The organism is Enhygromyxa salina (assembly GCF_002994635.1).
In the GTDB taxonomy this organism is placed as follows: domain Bacteria; phylum Myxococcota_A; class Polyangia; order Nannocystales; family Nannocystaceae; genus Plesiocystis; species Plesiocystis salina_B.
Genome location: NZ_PVNL01000118.1, coordinates 52,652 through 69,692, shown reverse-complemented (window position 1 = coordinate 69,692; position 17,041 = coordinate 52,652). Strand labels below are relative to the sequence as shown.

General features: G+C 71.5%; 6 protein-coding genes. 2 read left to right on the top strand and 4 right to left on the bottom strand.

Going from position 1 to position 17,041, the window contains the following annotated elements:
* Position 1: 1 nt before the first annotated feature.
* Both ENSA7_RS30025 and ENSA7_RS30020 read right to left on the bottom strand, forming a co-directional pair.
* Positions 2–424, bottom strand: coding sequence for a peptidoglycan DD-metalloendopeptidase family protein (locus ENSA7_RS30025; protein ID WP_106092819.1), 423 nt, complete (start codon positions 422–424; stop codon positions 2–4).
* A 5-nt stretch (positions 425–429) separates the two neighbouring features.
* The gene (locus tag ENSA7_RS30020) at positions 430–2,742 is read right to left on the bottom strand and encodes a type VI secretion system Vgr family protein (protein ID WP_106092818.1); all 2,313 of its coding nucleotides are present in this window, start codon (positions 2,740–2,742) and stop codon (positions 430–432) included.
* Between the two features lie 529 nt (positions 2,743–3,271).
* Between ENSA7_RS30020 and ENSA7_RS44355 the strand changes: the two genes are divergently transcribed.
* A complete protein-coding gene (locus ENSA7_RS44355; RefSeq protein ID WP_106092817.1) occupies positions 3,272–3,613 on the top strand; it encodes a hypothetical protein in 342 nt (113 codons plus the stop codon).
* Positions 3,614–3,754: 141 nt separating this feature from the next.
* Entirely contained in the window at positions 3,755–4,135 is a 381-nt protein-coding gene (locus ENSA7_RS30010) for a hypothetical protein (RefSeq protein ID WP_106092816.1), read from the top strand.
* A gap of 27 nt (positions 4,136–4,162) precedes the next feature.
* On the opposite strand, the gene ENSA7_RS30005 is transcribed toward ENSA7_RS30010, so the two are convergent.
* A complete protein-coding gene (locus ENSA7_RS30005; protein WP_106092815.1) occupies positions 4,163–9,901 on the bottom strand; it encodes a non-ribosomal peptide synthetase in 5,739 nt (1,912 codons plus the stop codon).
* On the bottom strand, positions 9,898–17,040 hold the full coding sequence (locus ENSA7_RS30000; RefSeq protein WP_181234254.1) for a condensation domain-containing protein: 7,143 nt from the start codon (positions 17,038–17,040) through the stop codon (positions 9,898–9,900). Before ENSA7_RS30000 ends, ENSA7_RS30005 begins: the two co-directional genes overlap by 4 nt.
* Between the last annotated feature and the right edge of the window lies 1 nt (position 17,041).

Genomic DNA, 17,041 nt, shown 5'->3' with positions numbered 1-17,041 from the left:
ATTAGAAGCAGTAGCCAAACAGCTCGAAGGGTGAGACGATCTTGCCCTTGACCCGAGCCTCGATGTGCACGTGGTTAGTGATCCCCGGATACTTGAGCTCCAGGTTCTGCGCGAATCCGATCGTGGCCCCAGCCTCGACGCGGCCGGTGAGGATCCCCTGGACATAGAACAGCTTGAGTTCGACGTCGGCCCACGCGTCGCGGCCCCGGATGACCAGGCCGCGGTAGCGAGGATCCTTGGCGTAGGGTAGCGCCTCGCGCACGACCTCGCCGACGATCGGCGAGTAGATCTCCTCGCCCGCTCGGGTCACGATGTCGAGCCCACGGTGAAGCCGCGCTCCCCTCGGGGCTCCGAACTGGCCCGAGCCGTGCTTGTCGTGGCGCCGGCTGCGTTGCTGACGGACGATTTCCCTGGCGAACTGCATGGCCGTCAGTTGAGCTTGATGAGCGACCCGACGATGTCGACCGGCCCGCTCGAGGTGAAGGTGAACTGCGTCCCGGTGAGCTCGACCTCACCACCGCTCTTGAGCACCAAGGAGGACGCGCCGCAGGTGATCGTAAACTCGTTTTCGGCCTGGAGATTCATCTTGCCGCCCTCGAGGGGCTTCTTGTCGTCGATCTTGCCGACGCCGAAGTTCTGGCCCCCGCTCACGGCCGAGGTCGCCCCGCCTGACACGGAGGTCGACGAACTCCCCGACACGGTGGTCGTCGTGTCGCCGCCGACGCTGATCGCTCGGTCGCCGGTGACCGAGATCGTCTCGTTACCCGTGATCGAGACCTTCTGCCCCGTGAACTCGCCCTCGCCGTTCGCCGGCGCGCCGTTGACCGTGAGTTCGCGGTTGCCCTCGACGGTCACGGTCTCGTTGCTGCCGACGCTGCGCGTGCGGTTGTTAAGGACCTCCTCGTCGTAGTCCTTTTGCGCGTGGACATAGATCTGCTCGGCGTTCTTCATGTCCTCGAAGCGCAGCTCGTTGAAGCCGTCGCCGCCGATGCTGCTGTTCGACTTGATCGTGGTCTTGGTCTTGTGATCCGGCAGGGCGTAGGGCGGGGTGTTGTCGCCGTTGTAGACGCAGCCGACGATCAGCGGACGGTCGGGGTTGCCGTCGAGGAACTGTACGACGACCTCCATGCCGATCCGCGGCAAGAACCACGTGCCCCAGCCCGGGCCGCTCCACATCTGGGCCACGCGGACCCAGCACGACGACGTCTCGTCGAGGGGCGAGAGCCGGTCCCAGTGGAACTTGACCTTAACGCGCCCGTGGACGTCGGTGTGGATCTCCTCGCTCGCCGGTCCAGTCACGGTCGCCGTCTGTGCGCCGTAGACCTTCGGCTTCGTCGCGCTACGCGCGGGTCGAAAGGCCGCGCCCGCAGACACACACACGAAGCTGTTTTCATAGCGAGCGCCGCCGCTATCGGCACCCAGCTCCTCCTCAGCCGCCTCGCCGAAGTGCGCGACCCGTGTCAGCAAGAGCTTGGCCTCGGCGACGTCCGGGTGGGGGTGGTCGGCGATCACGAACAGGCCGCCCGCGCGAAACCCAGTCACGTTCGACGAGCCCTCGCCGCGACCGCGCTCGACGCTCATCATCTCGAAGCGCTTGGCGGTCTGCGGCGCCTCGTCCTCGTCGACCTCGGTGCCGACGTAGCTGGCGTCCCCGTCGCGGTCCTCGAGTCGTCTGCGGTCGTCGGGGATGTAGATCTCGCGCACGCGGCCCTTGGGGTCCTGGCCCTCGACCTCCGACTCCGGCGGGGCCTTGGGATCGGGGCGCTTCCAGTTGAACTGGCGCGTCGTGACCTTGGTGACCTGCTCCGGCCGCGACCACTCTAGGTGCTGGATTGACTCGGTGTCGGCGAGATCGGGGCGCTTGTTGATGATCGGAACCGTGTCCTCGATCACGGCCACGATCGCGGGGTAGTCCTCGTTGGGCCGATCCGGGCCGTGGTCGACGAGGACCATGGTCTCGAGCGCGGCGTCCACCTCGACGTCGAAGTAGTACGAGATCCCCTCCTCCTCCATGAGCCGATGGCAAAACTCGAGATCGGACTCCTTGAATTGCACGCAGTAGTCCCGCGGCAGGTAGGTGGCGTTGAGGAGCGCGGCGTCGACCTTGCGGCTGTACTCGCCGAGGCCGGCGCCGAGCACCTCCTCGAGGATCTGCGGGACGGTCTGGTTTTGGAAGATCCGCGTGTCGACGCGCTGGGCCAAGGACGCGAGCGCGGGCACGACGTTGACGCGCACGGCAAGGACGTCGCTGGCGACGTCGATGGTTCCGACCTCGTTAATGACCCCGCAGACCACACGAAACACGCCGTTGCGCCCGAAGGTCAACACGAGGTCGGCGCCGAGGAGTTCGTCGACGCTGGCGGTCGCCTCCCAGTCCTCGGTCAGCAGCACGAGCGAGAGGGCGTAGGGCGTGCTGATGCCCTCGACGAAGCTCATCTCGCGCACGTACCAGTCGAACTCGGGGCCGCCGTGGACCACGGCCTCGTAGCGGACCGGCTCGAGCTGATCGCCGAACAGCATGCTCGTGACCTTGCGGGCGGCGCCGCCGAGGCCGTACTTGGTCACCCCCTCGGCCGCCTTGCCCGCGGCCTTGGCGACGATGTGGTCCTCGCCAAGGAGCGTCTCGACGCCGCCCTTGGCCAGGTTGCCCGCGGCTTTGGAGACTCGCTCGACGCCGTAGTCGATCGCCTTGTCCGCGAGCGGTTCGAGCTTGTCCCCGATCTTGGTCTTTCTTGAGCTCATGCGTTTTGCCTCTCATGCAAGGTATAGCCAGCCATTCACCTTGAGAAGGAGGTCACGCGCCCTAACAAGTAACTACTACCCCGGGGCGGATACAGCGGCGATGCGTGGGCGTACATCGACCTCGAATTTCGGGTTTTCGAGTCGGCGCGTGAGTGACTCCTTGAGCCGCTGTCGGTCCCGCTTCTGGAAGAAGTCGGCGCCGAGATCCGGGCACGTCTGGTACAATTCCCGCGATGGACACCGCCGCCGCACCGCTGCTGGACACCGAGACATTCTCGGCGAGCAGTCAGCGTGACGCGCTTGGCCGCGTGCTCACTGCGATCTCCCCCGACAACTCCGAGGTCACGTACACCTACGACGAGGGCGGCGGCCTCCAGCGCGTCGAGCTCGAGCACCGCGGGAGCCCGACGATGGAGACCGTCGTCGGCGAGATCACCTACAACGCCCGCGGCCAGCGAGACGTGTCGTCTACGGCCCCGCGAACTCCCCGGCCACCACGACCTACGCCTACGATCCGCAGACCTACCGGATGGCCCGACTGTCGACGATCCGCGCATCCGATCAAACCGCGCTCCAGGGCCTGCACTACCACTACGAGCCCGCAGGCAACATCACCGACATCCGCGACACTGCGCAACAGACCGTCTACTTCCAGAACGCCGTCGTCGAGGCCGCGAACTCGTACACCTACGACGCGACCTACCGCTTGATCAAAGCGACCGGCCGCGAGGACGCCTCCGAAGGCACGACCCAGCGCACCCACGAGCAGCTCCCCGTCAGCCCGCAGCCGATGACGTCCGACCCGTCCGCGATGCGACGCTACACGCAGCGGTACGCCTATGACAGCGTCGGCAACATCCTGAGGATGTAGCACATCCCCGCCGCGGGGAACGGCTGGACGCGGCACTACCAGTACGCCGAAGCTGGCAACCGCCTGCTCGCCACCTCCGCCCCGGGCGACGCCGCCAACGGCCCGTACTCACACACTTAAGGCCACGACGCCCACGGCAGCATGACGACCATGCCGCACCTCGCGGCGATGGACTGGGACCACGACAACCAGCTCCAGCACGCGACCGCCGGCACGGAGCAGGTCTACTTTCAATACGTGGGCGGGATCAGGAGCCTCAAGTACACCGAGAAGCAAGGGAGCACGACCGAAAAGCGCATCTATTTCGGGCCTTTCGAGCTCTATCGCAAGCGCATCAACGGCGCGCTCGACCTCGAGCGCGAGTCACTGCACGTCAGCGACGGCACCGGCCGGATCTGCATCGTCGAGACCAAGGCCGTTGATAGCGGCTCGTCGGTCGGGAGCCCGACCGGCATCTGGCGCTACCAGCTGAGCAACCACCTCGGCGCCGCCGCGACGAGGTCGACGGCGCCGGGGCGGTAATCTCATACGAGGAGTACCACCCCCTAGCTAGCTCGCCGGCCACGGCGTCGGGAGGCAGTCACGATACGAAGACAGCGGCAGACTGTCGTCTTCGATCACCGCCGCAAGCAGCCGCACAAACCCATCGAACAACGCCTCGGCCGAGGCCTGCGTGTAGAGATCCGTCCGGTAGAGCAACCAGCCGCCGAGTCCGAGCCCGTCATCCCCTTTCTGCAGAATCAAATTGAGCTCGAACTCGCTGGTGCCATGGCTGAAGTCCAGGCCGCGCAGCTCGAGACCGTCGAGCTGCAGGCGTCGCTCCCCCGGCACGTTGGCGAGCTCGAACATGACCTGAAACAGGGGCGGGCGGGCGAGCCCCGGGTGCTCGAGGCCGAGCGCCTCGATGAGCTCGTGGAAGGGCGCGTCTTGATGGTCGTAGGCCCCGACGCAGACGCTGCGCACGCGTGCAAGGAGCGCTGCGAAGCTGGGGTCCCCGTCGAGGTCGACCTGCATGACGAGGAGGTTGATGAAGCAGCCGAGCAGACCCTCGAGCTCGACCCGGGTTCGGTTGGCGACGGGGGTGCCCACGCCGATGTCTCGCTGGCCCGAGAGCAGGTGAAGCTCGGCCAGGTAGACAGTCAACAGGACCATGAACAGCGACGCTCCGCGGGCGCTGGCGAGGGCCTCGGCGGCTCGGGTCACGGGGTCGGGCAGGGCGACGGCGATGCCTGTGCCACGCCAGGTCTGGCGCTCGGGCCGGGGGAAGTCGGTCGGCAGGGCGAGCTCGAGCTCGCGCTGGTCGAGCTGCTCGATCCAGTAGGCGAGCTGGGCCTCGCGCGCGCCCTGGGCCAGGCACTGATGCTGCCAGCTGGCGTAGTCGCGGTAGTGGACCTCGAGGGTCGGGAGCGTGGGCGGCTGGCCGCGGCGGAAGCTGGCGTAGGAGTGGGACACCTCCGCGCAGAACACCCCGGTGGACCAGCCATCGGACACGATGTGGTGGACGACGAGGACCAGCACGTGGAGCTGATCTTGGAGCTGGATCAGGACCCCGCGTACCGGCAGATCTTGGCTGAGATCAAACCGGCGCTGGCCCTCGCGCTCGGCGATCGCCTGGGCCTCGGCGATCGCGTCGGGCTGACCGCGCAGATCGATCTGCGTGAGCGGGAAGCCGCCAGCTTCATCGACGCCGCGGACCCGCTGGTGGGAGTCAGCCGGAGTGGCCCCGAGCTCGAACACCGTGCGCCAGGCCGCGTGCCGAGCGAGCACCAGGTCGAGCGCCCCGACGAGGGCGGCGCGATCCAGGGCGCCGTCGAGGAAGAAGGCGAAGGGGATGTTGTGAAACGGGTGCGCGGGGTCGGGATCGAACAACATCCGGGCCTGCGCGTGCGCGAGGGGCCCGCGAGCGGCTCCGGCTTCGGCCGTGGCGATCGCTGTGAGTGATGGACCGGCGCGTGCCTCGTCGACCTCGCTCGCGTCGATCAGCGCGGCGAGCCGAGCGATCGTTGGCGCACCATCAAAGAAGTGCGTGAGCGGCAGCGAGCTGTCGAGCTTGGCGCGGATCCGGACGACGACCTGGGTCGCGAGGAGCGAGTGGCCGCCGAGCTCGAAGAAGTCATCGTGGACGCCGATCTCGTCGACCTGAAGGACCTCGCGCCAGACCGCTGCGATCTCGGACTCGACCCGGTTGCGGGGGGCGACGAAGGCGACGCGCTCGGCTCGGGCGCCAAAGCTCGGGGCTGGCAGCCGCGCGCGGTCGAGCTTGCCGTTGACCGTGAGCGGCAAGCGGGGGAGCACGACGAAGGCATCGGGGACCATGTAGTCCGGCAACCGCTGGGCGAGGGCCTCTCGCCACGCGGACACCTGGCGGGCGGCGAGCTCGTCGAGCAGGGGGGTGCTGGCGAAGTCGCTCGCGGATCCAGGCGCTCGCTCGCGTAGCTCGGGAACGCAGCCTGGGTCGACGCCGCGCGTGAGCACGGCGTCGAAGTAGCCAGGGCGCGGGCCTGGACGAAGGGCGACAGCGTAGCCGTGGCCCTCGGCGAGACGGGCGAGGGCCTCGGGGTCGACGCTGGGACCGGCCTCGGCGGCGCAGCGCTGGCGCAGCGCGGTGGCGTCGAGGGTGGGCTCGGCGTCGAGCAGCTCGAGGGTTCGCAGCGCCGCGCTGATCCTGGCGTCACGGACGTCGAGACACACCACGCCCGCTGGCTGTGCGCTGGCTGTGCGCTGGAGCTGGTGGTCGAGCGCCTCGAGGCTCAGCGTCGACGCGTCGATCTGGTCGAGCTGGTCGCGCGCGAGATTTACGGGCGGTGCACCACCGACGTGGACGACGACGTCGTAGCGGGCCCGCGTGAGCTCGTTGTGCCAGCGCCCGCGCTTGAGGCCGATCTCGACGCCGGTGATGCCGGGGATCCAGTCGCCCAGGCGGCGCCAAAACTCGACGTCGAGCAGCAGCTCGCGCTCGCGGTGGCGTCGCTGGGCGACGCGCTGGCGCAAGATCACCCCGCGGGTGTCCGGGGTCGCGCGGAACAGCTCGATGCTCGCGTGCAGCGGGTCGAGCAGGCGAAGGTCGCGGACGTCTCCGATGAACAGCCGACCGCCGGGCTCGACCCGCGCGCACAGCTCGGTGAGGACGTCGAGCAGGTACTCGACGCTCGGGAAGTACTGGATCACCGAGTTGAGGATGATCGTGTCGAACCGCTCCTCGCCGAGCTCCGCGAGGGCGTCGCTGCCGAGCTCGCGCAGCTCGACGCGCTCGCCCAGGTCGGGGAGCGAGGCCAGCACGGCGCGGGTGTAGGCCAGGATGTCCGGCGAGAAGTCGGTCGCCAGGTACCGCGCGCAACCACCCGCGAGCTCGAACAGCAGCAGCCCGGTGCCACAGCCGAGCTCGAGCGCGCGGGTGGGCGCGAGACCGCGGATCCGCGCCACGGTCTGGCCGACCTGCTCGCGAATGTGCGCGTCGGGGAGCTGCTCGCCCGTGTAGCTGCTGTCCCAGCCGAACGCGTTGAAGGTGACCCCCGGTTCGGGGTCGAGCTGGCCGTGGGTGGTGTCGAACACTGCGCGCCAGGCCCCGACCTGCTCCTGGGCGAGCGCGTGGAGGCCCGGTTGGTGAGCGACCACGTCGAGCCCGAGGTACGCGACGAGCCGCGCGCCCCCGGGTCCCTCGACGCTCTCGACCACCGCCTCGCGAATCCCGGCGTCGGGGAGCTCGCGCAGGGCCTGGACCAGCTCGCCGGGCTCGACCCGATGGCCGCGGATCTTGAGCTGGGTGTCGACGCGACCAAGGAACACGAGGGCGCCGCTGGGATCGAGCTGGGCGAGGTCGCCGCTGCGATACATGCGTGCGCCGTGACCGGCCGGATCGGGCACGAAGCGCGAGGCGGTGCTGCCTGGTCGACCCCGGTAGCCCCGCGCGACCTGGACACCGCCGAGGTGGAGCTCGCCGCGACAGCCGAGCGGACACGGATCGCCGGCCGGATCGAGGACGGGCGTGTGCATGCCAGCGAGCGGGCGGCCGAGCGGTGGCGTGTCGCGGCGCCCGGGCTCGAGCTCGCCGGCGATCGCCCCGACCGTCGTCTCGGTCGGACCGTAGTGGTTGAACAGACGCAGCGCCGGGCGCTGGGCGGCGAGGGCGGACAGCAGCCCGGGTCGCGCCGCTTCCCCGCCGACGACGAGGTGCGAGCGCGGCACCAGCCCGAGCTCGCCGCCCGCGAGCAGGGCGTCGAGGTGGGAGGGCACGATCTTGGCGAGATCGATCCCGCGAGGCTCGATCGCCCGCGCGAGCCCGGTGGGATCGAGCAGTCGGGTCCACGCTGGCACGAACAGCGAGCCGCCGCGGGTGAGCGTCGGCCAGATCGCCGTGTGACCGAGGTCCGCGGCGAGCGTGGACAGCAGCACCGCGCGGGGACGAGGGGGGAGCTCGAGTCGCTCGGTGACCGCGCTGACGTAGGACGAGAACGCCCGGTGCGTCACGACCACGGGCCGCGGGGTCCCGGTCGAGCCGGAGGTGTGGAGCACGTAGGCCGCGTTGGCCGGGTGGAGGCGCGACCGCGGCGGGCTGCGGCGGGGCGCCGCGGTCGACCACGGCGCCTCGTCGATGCAGTCGAGGGCGTCTGGGTCAGGCCAGTGGCCACGCAGCGAGCGGTGGCTGAGGACCAGCGTGGGCTCGACGCCCGCGACCAGCTGGGCGACGCGGGCTGGAGGGGCGCGCTCGTCGAGGGCCATGAACGCGCCGCCGGCCGTGAGCACGGCGAGCTGAGCGACGAGCGCGTCGACGCGGCGCTCGAGGTACAGACCGACGATCGACTCGGGACCCACGCCACGCTCGCGCAGCATCCACGCCCACGCGTGGACCCGACCCATGAGCGCGGCGTAGCTGAGCTGCCCGTGCTCGTCCTCGAGGGCGATCGTGTCCGGAGCGCGGGCCGCCGCCTTGGCGACGCGCTCGTGCACGAACGCGAGGTCCTCCGATCCCGCCGTCGCCGGTTGGCCAGTGGTCCAGGCGGACACCTGCTCGCGCTCGGGCGCGCTCATGCGCGGGAACGTGGCGATCGGCTCCGTCGGTCCGGCGAGGGCCCGCGCGAGGGTCTCGACCAGCGCGGCCCCGATTTGGGCCGCGAGCTCGGGCCCGATCCGATCGGGGTCGTGGAGCAGGTGCAGCGCTGGGCCCGACGCGTGGTCCCAGACGCACGCGAGGCTCAGGCTGGCCGAGTCGCAGGCGTCATCGTGATCGAGGACCCGCCAGCGACAGCCGAGCGCGTCCCATGGCCGCGGGCGGGCGACGAAGCGGAACCCGAGGGCGACGCGGGCATCGTCGAACGCCCGCGCGTCGAGGACCGGGAGCGGCTGCCGCTCGAGCTCGACCTCCGCGTCGTCGCACAGATCGAAGAAGCGCTCGGCGGGTGGGAGTGGCACACGCGTGAGGCAGGTCGACGCGAGCAGCCCCACGCAGCGGTGGAGCTCGGGAAACACGCGGCCGTCGGTCACGCGCCCGAGGCTGAGGCTCGAGCGGTTCAACCGGCGGCCGAGCGTGGTTCGCCAGGCCGTGAGCACGAGGGCCTCGGCGGCGATCAGGTCGGCGTCGCACTCGGACACGAGGCGGGCCCGGAGCGAGGGCGACAGGTCGAGCACGTGGCGGACGGACCTGGTGCCGGGGCCGGGCTCGAACGCTGGGCAGGTCCGCGCTTGGCTGCGCTGGTGGTCGAGCGCGTCACGCAGATCGGCCTCGTCTTCGTGGCGCTGGGCCGCGTAGGCGTCGTCGTGAAGCAGCGCGCGCTGCCAGCTGGTGTAGTGGGCGAAGCTGGTGGGCGGATCGCCTGCGACGGCGGGCCCGAGCGACTGCAGGATCACGAGCAAGCTCGGAGCGTCGAGCAGCAAGGCGGACGCGGCGACCCACAGCTGCGCGCCAGCGTGAGCGGGGTGGGTCATCAAGGTCGCCCGCAGCGCGGGGCCCTGGCCGACGAACCGGGCATCGGCCAGGAACTGCGCCCAGGCTCGGTCGCGGTCAGCCTCTGAATCGGGCAGGACCTCGACCGCCCAGGCGAGCGCTGGCGCTGTGCTGCGCGGGACCTGGACGGGCACCTGCATGCCCACGATCGGGGCCACGGTCACCCCGAGCTGGGCGTGGGTCCGACAGGCGTGCTCGAGCGCGGGACGTAGGACGGACTGAAGCGCTGCCGGATCGGGCGACCCGCTCAGCTCGACGCGGGCGTAGGTCGGCGGCGCGTCTTCGCCGACTCGCAACCACAAGCGCCGCTGTTGCGGCGACAGCTCGGTCCACCCGTCGACGCTCACGCGGACCCCTGCGGATCGTCGAGGCCGCGGGTCGCGGTCTGCTCGGCCATGGTCACCAGCAGCTCGCGCGCGCCCGTGAACGGCTCGCGGCCGTGGGCGAAGCGCATGTTGTCGAGGAGCAGCAAGTCGCCGACGCGCCAGCGCAGCGGCACGCCCTCCTCGGCGTAGATCGAACGAATGTGGGCGATGGCATCGTCGGGGATCGGCGAGCCGTCTCCGAAGTAGGCGTGACGGGGGAGCTCGGCCTCGTCGAACAGCGAGCGCAGCGAGGCGCGGACCGCTGGCTCGAGCGCGCAGACGTGGAACATGTGGGCGGAGTTGAACCACACCAGCGCGCCGCTGGCCGGCTCACGGGCGACCGCGGGGGAGCGGTAGCGCGTGCACAGTCCCCCGTCGGGCGTCCACTCGAAGGTCATGCCCGCGGCCCGGCACGCCGCCTCGACGCGGTCGCGATCGTCGGTTGCGAACACGCGCTGCCACGGGAGGTCGAGGTGGGTCCGATAGTTGCGGACGTAGCAGACCCCGAGTCGCTCGAACCGCTCGCGCAGCTCGGCGTCGATGCGCTCGCGGACCCGGACCCCGTCGACGATCGGGCTCGCGCCACCGGTCTCGGCGACCTGGCGGCAGTGAAACCACAGCCACCGGGGCCAGTGGCTGGCGTAGGCCATCTCGTGATGGGCCATGATCCCCGCGTCGGCGGGGTACTCGGTCGAGGTGTAGACCCCCGCGTCGAGCTTGGTGCGCGGCGTCGAGGGCTCGTCGTAGTCCATCAGGGCCGGGGTCAGCAGCCGGCAGTCCTCGCCGAGCTGGTCGGCGCGGCGCGGCGCGAGGCCCCGCACGAGCAGCCCGCCGTGGGTCCGGGCGAGGTCCATGAGCCGCTCGCGCTGGCTGCCGAGCCAGGCGCGGGGATCGAGATCACCGACCTGGGCCTCGAGCACGAGGGGGCTTTGGCGGCCGTCGACGAGCGGGGACGCGCGGAACAGCTCGGCGCCGGCTCGGGCGACGGCTCGGGCATCGGTCGGGGTCGGGGTCGGGGTCGGGCGTGCGCTGTCGAAGCCGCGTCGCTGGTCTTCGCGGCGCGAGCGGGCGCGGGCCCGACGTCGCTGCCGGGTCTCGTCGCGCTTGCTGGTCACGAGGCTGCGCTCGGGGTCGGCGATGACCTCGGTGACGATCGCGTCGAGCTCGGCGCTCCAGGTTGCGATCTGGGCTGCGTCGAACAGCCCGCTGTTGTACTCGATGTGGCCGATCAGGGCGCCGCTGGGGTCGGTCTCGAGCCGCACGGTGAGATCGCGGTTGGCGACGCCGCGGTCGAACTCTCGCGGGGTCCAGTCGAGCGCCCCGCGCTCGCTCAGCGCCCGCCGTGTCGGCTCGTTGAGGAACGTGAACATGACCTGAAACAGCGGCTGGTGGGTGAGGCTGCGCTGCGGTCGGAGCTCGTCGACGACCGCCTCGAATGGGAGCGAGGCGTGGGTGAGCGCGTCGAGGCAGGTCGCGCGGACGCGGCGGAGCAGCTCGACATAGGTGAGCGCCCCGGACACATCGAGGCGCAGGACGACGGTGTTGACGAAGCAGCCGATCAGGCCCTCGAGCTCGGGCCGATCGCGCCCGGCGACCGGCGAGCCCACGCACAGCTGGGTCTGTCCGCTGACGCGAGCGAGGAGCAGACCGACGCAGGCGAGCATGGCCATGAACGCGGTGGCCTCGTGCGCGCGGGCGAGCTCGGCGAGGGCCCGGCCGCGCTCGGGGGCGAACCGCAGCGGGAGCCGGGCGCCAACGTGGCGCTCGACCGCGGGACGAGGCCGCGCGAGGGGCAGCTCGAGCCGCTCGGGCGCGCCCGCGAGCGTCGCCCGCCACCAGGCCCGCTCGGTCTGGGTCTCGGGGCGAGCGAGCCGCTGGCGCTGCCACGCGGCGTAGTCGGCGTACTGCAGGGGCAGCGGCGCGAGCTCGGCCTGCACGCCACTGCGGGCCGCGGCGTAGAGGACCTCGAGCTCGCGCACGAGCACGCCGACGGACCAGCCGTCGGCGATGATGTGGTGGAGGTTGGAGATCAGCACGTGGCGCGCGGCGTCGCAGCGCAGCAGCTCGAGGGCGAGCAGGGGTCCGTCGGCCAGCGAGAACCGGTGGCTGGCGTGGGCCTGGATCCGCGCGTCGATCGCTTGTTCGAGCGTCGCCTGTTCGAGCTCGTCGAGCGCGACGACGGGCAGGGGCACGGGCGCAGGCGGAGCGATGCGCTGCTCGGGGCCGAGCTCGCCGATCACGAAGGTCGTGCGCAGGATCTCGTGGCGCTCGACGAGCGCCGAGAAGGCCTGTCGAAGCGCCGCGACGTCGAGCGCCCCCCGCAGCTCCACGGCCGCGGGGATGTTGTAGGTTGGATTGCCGGGGTCGAGCTGGTCGAGGAACCACAGCCGCTCTTGCGTCGACGAGAGCGGGGCCCTGGCTGGTTGGGGCCGCGGGCCGATGGCGTCGTCGTTGGCCGCCGCGCCCGGCCCAGTGCCCGCGCGAGCGTCGACCAGCGCGCGGGCGAGGTCGCCGAGCCGCGGCGCCTCGAACAGCGCGCGCAGTGGCAGCGCGACGCCGAGCCGTCGCTCGATCCTGGCGATGAGCATCGCCCCGAGCAGCGAGTGACCGCCCAGGGCGAAGAAGTCGGCCTCGGGGGTGAGCGCCGCGGCGTCACGCTCGAGCAGCTCGGCCCACAGCCCGCGCAGCTCGGCCAGCGCGTCGCCGTCACCGTCACTGCCACCGTCACCTGCACTGGAGTCGGGGTCGGGGGCCTCGGTGATCGTCGACGCGAGCAGCTGCTCGGCCTGGACCCGCAGCTGCGCGCGGTCGAGCTTGTCGCGGGCCGTCAGCGGGAGGCGCTCGAGCCAGACCCCGCGCAGCGGCACCCCGGGCGGCGCCAGTCGGGCCGCGAGCTCCGGGGCCGGAGGCGGAGGCAGGTCGTCCTCGGCGGCGACCATGAACAGCCACAGCAGCGCCCCGGCCGGCTGCGCCGCGCCCGTCACGACGAGCGCGGCGGCGCGGACCTGGGGGAGCGCGACGGCGCGCGCCTCGATCGCGTCGGGCTCGACCCGAACTCCTCGGATCTTGAGCTGGCGATCGGCGCGGCCGCGGTAGATCAGCTGATCATCGTCGTCGAGGCTGACTCGATCTCCGCTCCGATACTGACGCGCGCCCGGCTGTCCGTGGGGATCGGGGACGAAGCGCGCGGCCGTGAGCCCGGGGCGCTGGGCATAGCCCACCGCGACCGCGACCCCGCCGATCAGCAGCTCGGCCGGGACGCCGCGCGGGGCCGTCGCCCAGAACCTGTCGAATGGACTCAGGCTCACGCGCACACCCGGGAGCGGGCGCCCGATCGGGAGCTCGCGATCGCCGGCGAGCGACGTCGGCCCCAGGGTGTGGGCCGTGGCGACCACCGTCGCCTCCGTCGGCCCGTAGGTGTTGATCAAGGTCGCCGCGTCGCCGATCTCGCTGGACCAGCGGGCGACCGCGTCCCGCTCGGCCCGCTCCCCACCGATGACCACGAGCCGCACGGATCCGAGCACGGCGGGGTCGAGCTCACCCTCGCGGACGAGCACGTGCCAGTACGCCGTCGGGAGATCGACCACCGTAACGCCCGCTCGACGACACCGCAGCCAGAACTCGCGGGGGCTGGCCAAGCCCGGCTCGCGCAGGACCAGGGTCGCCCCCGCCATCAAGCTGCCAAACAGCTCCTCGACCGCCGTGTCGAACCCGAGGCTGGCGAACTGCAGGACCCGCTCGCCGGGCCCGAGGCCAAAGCTCGCGCCAGCCCAGCGCGCGTGGTTGGTGAGCCCGGCCAGCTCGACGATCACGGCCCGCGGCGCGGCGCTGGTCCCCGAGGTGAACATCACGTACGCGGGCGAGCGGGGCACACACGGCGCCAACCCTCGCCACGGGATCGGTGTCGCTGTAGACAAGGGGTCAATCGACTCGAGCTCGCGGAGGGTCAGCAGCTCGAGGCCCGCCGTCGCGAGGGCTTCGCGATCGGGCGCGGCGACGAGCGCGTGCCGGACTCCAAGTCGCACCGCGTGCGCGAGGTCGGCCTGGGCCTGAACACACGAGCGCGCCGGGTCGATCGGGAGGTACGCGGCGCCGCTGGCCCCGACCGCGAGCACGGCCATGACCTGCTCGAGGCTGCGAGGCAGCGCGACGCAGACCGTGGTCCCGACCCCGAGCCCGCGGGCGCGGAGGGCTTGGGCGAGCGCGCGAACCCGACGGCGCAGGGCGGCCCAGCTGAGCTGGCGGGGGCCGTCGATCACCGCGACGGCGTCGCCCTGGCGCTCGGCGTGAGCCTCGATCGCCGCCCACGGCGAGTCGCAGGCGCCGCTGAAGCAGGCGGCCTCGGCCCCGCGGTCGAGCTGTGCGAGGTCGTGCTCGCCGGAGCAGGGCGGATCGAGCGGGGCGTCGACGTTCGCGAGGCAGCCGTCGATCAGGGCGCGCAGCTCCGCGCGCAGTCGTGCCCGCCGGACATCGTCGAACACCGCCGCGCACAGGTCGAGGTCGAGGCGCAGCTGCTCAGCGTGGTCGTGGACGTTGACGGTGAGCGTGTCCAACGCGTGGCCAGGCGTCCGCATCTCGACCCGGGTCGGCAGCCCAGCGAGCGGGGGAAACTCCAGGTCGAGGTAGTTGAGGACCACGTCGTAGGGCCGCCGACCGCCAGGCAGCGCGTCGAGCCCCGAGAGGTTGCGCAGCCCCGCCGTGAACGCGGCGTCGACCGCCGCGGCGACGCTGGCGAAGCTCGGCCGAGCCGGGATCCGCAGGCGGATCGGGCACACGACCATCAGCGCGCCGACGGTCTGCTTGGCGAGCGCCGAGCTGCGACGATGGAGGGGGACGCCGATGCACAGCTCGTGCTCGCCGCTGAGCCGATGGACGAGCGCGGCGACCAGGGTCAGCCACAGCTTGGTCCGCGCCATGCCGGTCGTGAGGCTGCGCAGCGGAGGGTGCTCGCACAGGCCGCTCAGCGCTCGCCCGCGCTGGGCGTCGAGCTCGAGCTCGAGGCGAACCACCGCGGTCTGGTCGACCGGGCGTCGCCGAGCAAAGAACGCCGGGAGCGGAGCAGGCTCGAGCGCACGAAAGCAGCTGCGCGCCCGCTCGAGGCGCTGGCCCGCCCGCGGCGGCTCGGCGGCTGCCCGCAAGGCTGCCGCGCCCAGCGAGGGGCGCGGCGCCTGCAGCGGTCTCGCGGCGGCGAGGTCTTCGTAGGCTTGGGCGGTCTGCTCGAGGATCAGCGCGAACGACCAGCCGTCGGTGATCAGGTGGTGGAGCGTGAGGCACCAGTAGCCACGTTCGGCACCCGCGCGAACCAGGACGCTGTCGACGAGGCTGGTCTCGAGCTCGAAGCGTCGCGCGCTGCGACGCTCGAGCAGGCGAGCCGCGCGGGCGTCGAGGTCGGGCCCGGGTCGCAGCTCGAGGACCTCCAAGCTGGGTCCAGCGTCAGGCCCCCAGTCAGGCGCGAGCCATCGCTGCTGCGGGGCACCATCGACGACCTCGATCACCGTGCGCAGCGCGTCGTTGGTGGCGACGACTCGCGCGAAGGCCCGCTCGAGCAGCCCCGGATCGAGCGGCCCGTCGACCGTGCAGATCAGCTGTTGGTTGTAGATCGGCACGTCCGGGCGCAGGCGCTGGCCCATCCACATGGCGAGCTGCGTCGGACTCAGGCGGGCGGCCTCGGTCGCGTCCGCGCGGCCCTCGACCCGCTCGGCCTGGCGAGGTGGGCCAGCCAGCGGGGACACGAGCTCGGCCAGCGGCGCGTGGGGTCGCTGGGTCGAGGCCCGCAAGATCGCCATGAAGCGCTCCGCGATCCGAGCGACGGCGGTCGCGTCGACGACCGCCGACGCGTACTCGAAGCTGGCCGTGAGCCCGTCGTCCTGCGGACGCAGGACCAAGATCAGCTCGAGGGTCACGCGCTCACAGAACACCGGGACCAGGCTGCCCTCGAGCGCGGGTCCGAGCGCGAACGGAGGGGCCGGCTCCTGCAGGCTGATGGCAGCTTGGATCAGCGGCGTATCGCCGACGCCGGTCGATCGCACCGCCTCGACGATCGCTTCGAACGGCTGCGTGGCCCTGACCAGGGCGTCTTGGATGCTGGTGCCCAGCTCACGCACGAAGTCCTCGAGCGGCTGGTCACGATCGATCGCCGCGCGCAACACCACAGTGTTGACGAACAGTCCGATCAAACCCTCGAGCTCGGGCCGCTCACGGGTTGCGACGGGGGTGCCGAGCCACTGCTCGCCGCGCGGCGCGTGAGACTCGAGGGCCAGCATGAAGGCCGCGGACAGCAGCGCGAACCGGGTCGTCGCCAGCCGCCTCGCTCGCCCATCGAGCTCGACGAGGAGCTCGGGCTCGACGCGCAGCTGCATGCGGGCGCCGGCGTACTCACCGGTGCTGCGGGCGAAGGCCGGGGCCGGTGGACCCCCCGCGAGCCGGGACAGCCACCATGCGCGCTGCTCGACGAGCGCGGGGCTGGCGAGGTGGGCCTGCTCCCAGCGCGCGTAGTCGCCGTAGCTGACCGCGAGCGGAGCCAGGCTCGCGGGCGCCTGGGTCTGGGCGAGGGACCGATAGTGAGCGGACAGCTCCGCGGCGAAGATCGCCAGCGAGCCCCCGTCGCAGATCAGGTGGTGGGCGACGAGCACGAGCTGGTGGGCGCTCGGCCCGGTCGAGCACAGGGCGATCCGCAGCAGCGGCTCGCGCTCGAGATCGAATGGGCGATCCGCGAGGGCGCGGGCGACCTCGGCCGGCTCGGCGGTGCGCACGGACAGCTCGGGGGTCTGGGCGTCGGCGATCCAGACATGGGGCTCACCGTCCTCGTCGACCCCAAACCGGGCACGCAGGATCGCCTGGCGATCGAGGAGGGCCGTCAGGGCGTGACCGAGGCGCTCGGGGTGCAGCGCCCCGTCGAGCCGCAGGTATCCGGCGAGGACGTAGTCGCGACGCTCGGGCACCAGTCGGCTGAGAAACCACAGGCGACGCTGCGCCGCGGACAGGGGCCAGCGATCGCCACTCCCAAGCTCGGGCCGTAGCTCCCGACGACGCTCGGCGAGCAGCTGCTCGAGCAATCGCCTTCGCTTGGGCGGCAGCGCGTCGAGGCGCGCCGCGATGTCCTTGCCTGCGTTCGAAGTCACC

Coding starts and splice junctions, on each gene's coding strand:
- ENSA7_RS30025 (WP_106092819.1), bottom strand. CDS start 424: ATGCAGTTCGCCAGGGAAATCGTCCGTCAGCAACGCAGCCGGCGCCAC.
- ENSA7_RS30020 (WP_106092818.1), bottom strand. CDS start 2,742: ATGAGCTCAAGAAAGACCAAGATCGGGGACAAGCTCGAACCGCTCGCG.
- ENSA7_RS44355 (WP_106092817.1), top strand. CDS start 3,272: ATGGCCCGACTGTCGACGATCCGCGCATCCGATCAAACCGCGCTCCAG.
- ENSA7_RS30010 (WP_106092816.1), top strand. CDS start 3,755: ATGACGACCATGCCGCACCTCGCGGCGATGGACTGGGACCACGACAAC.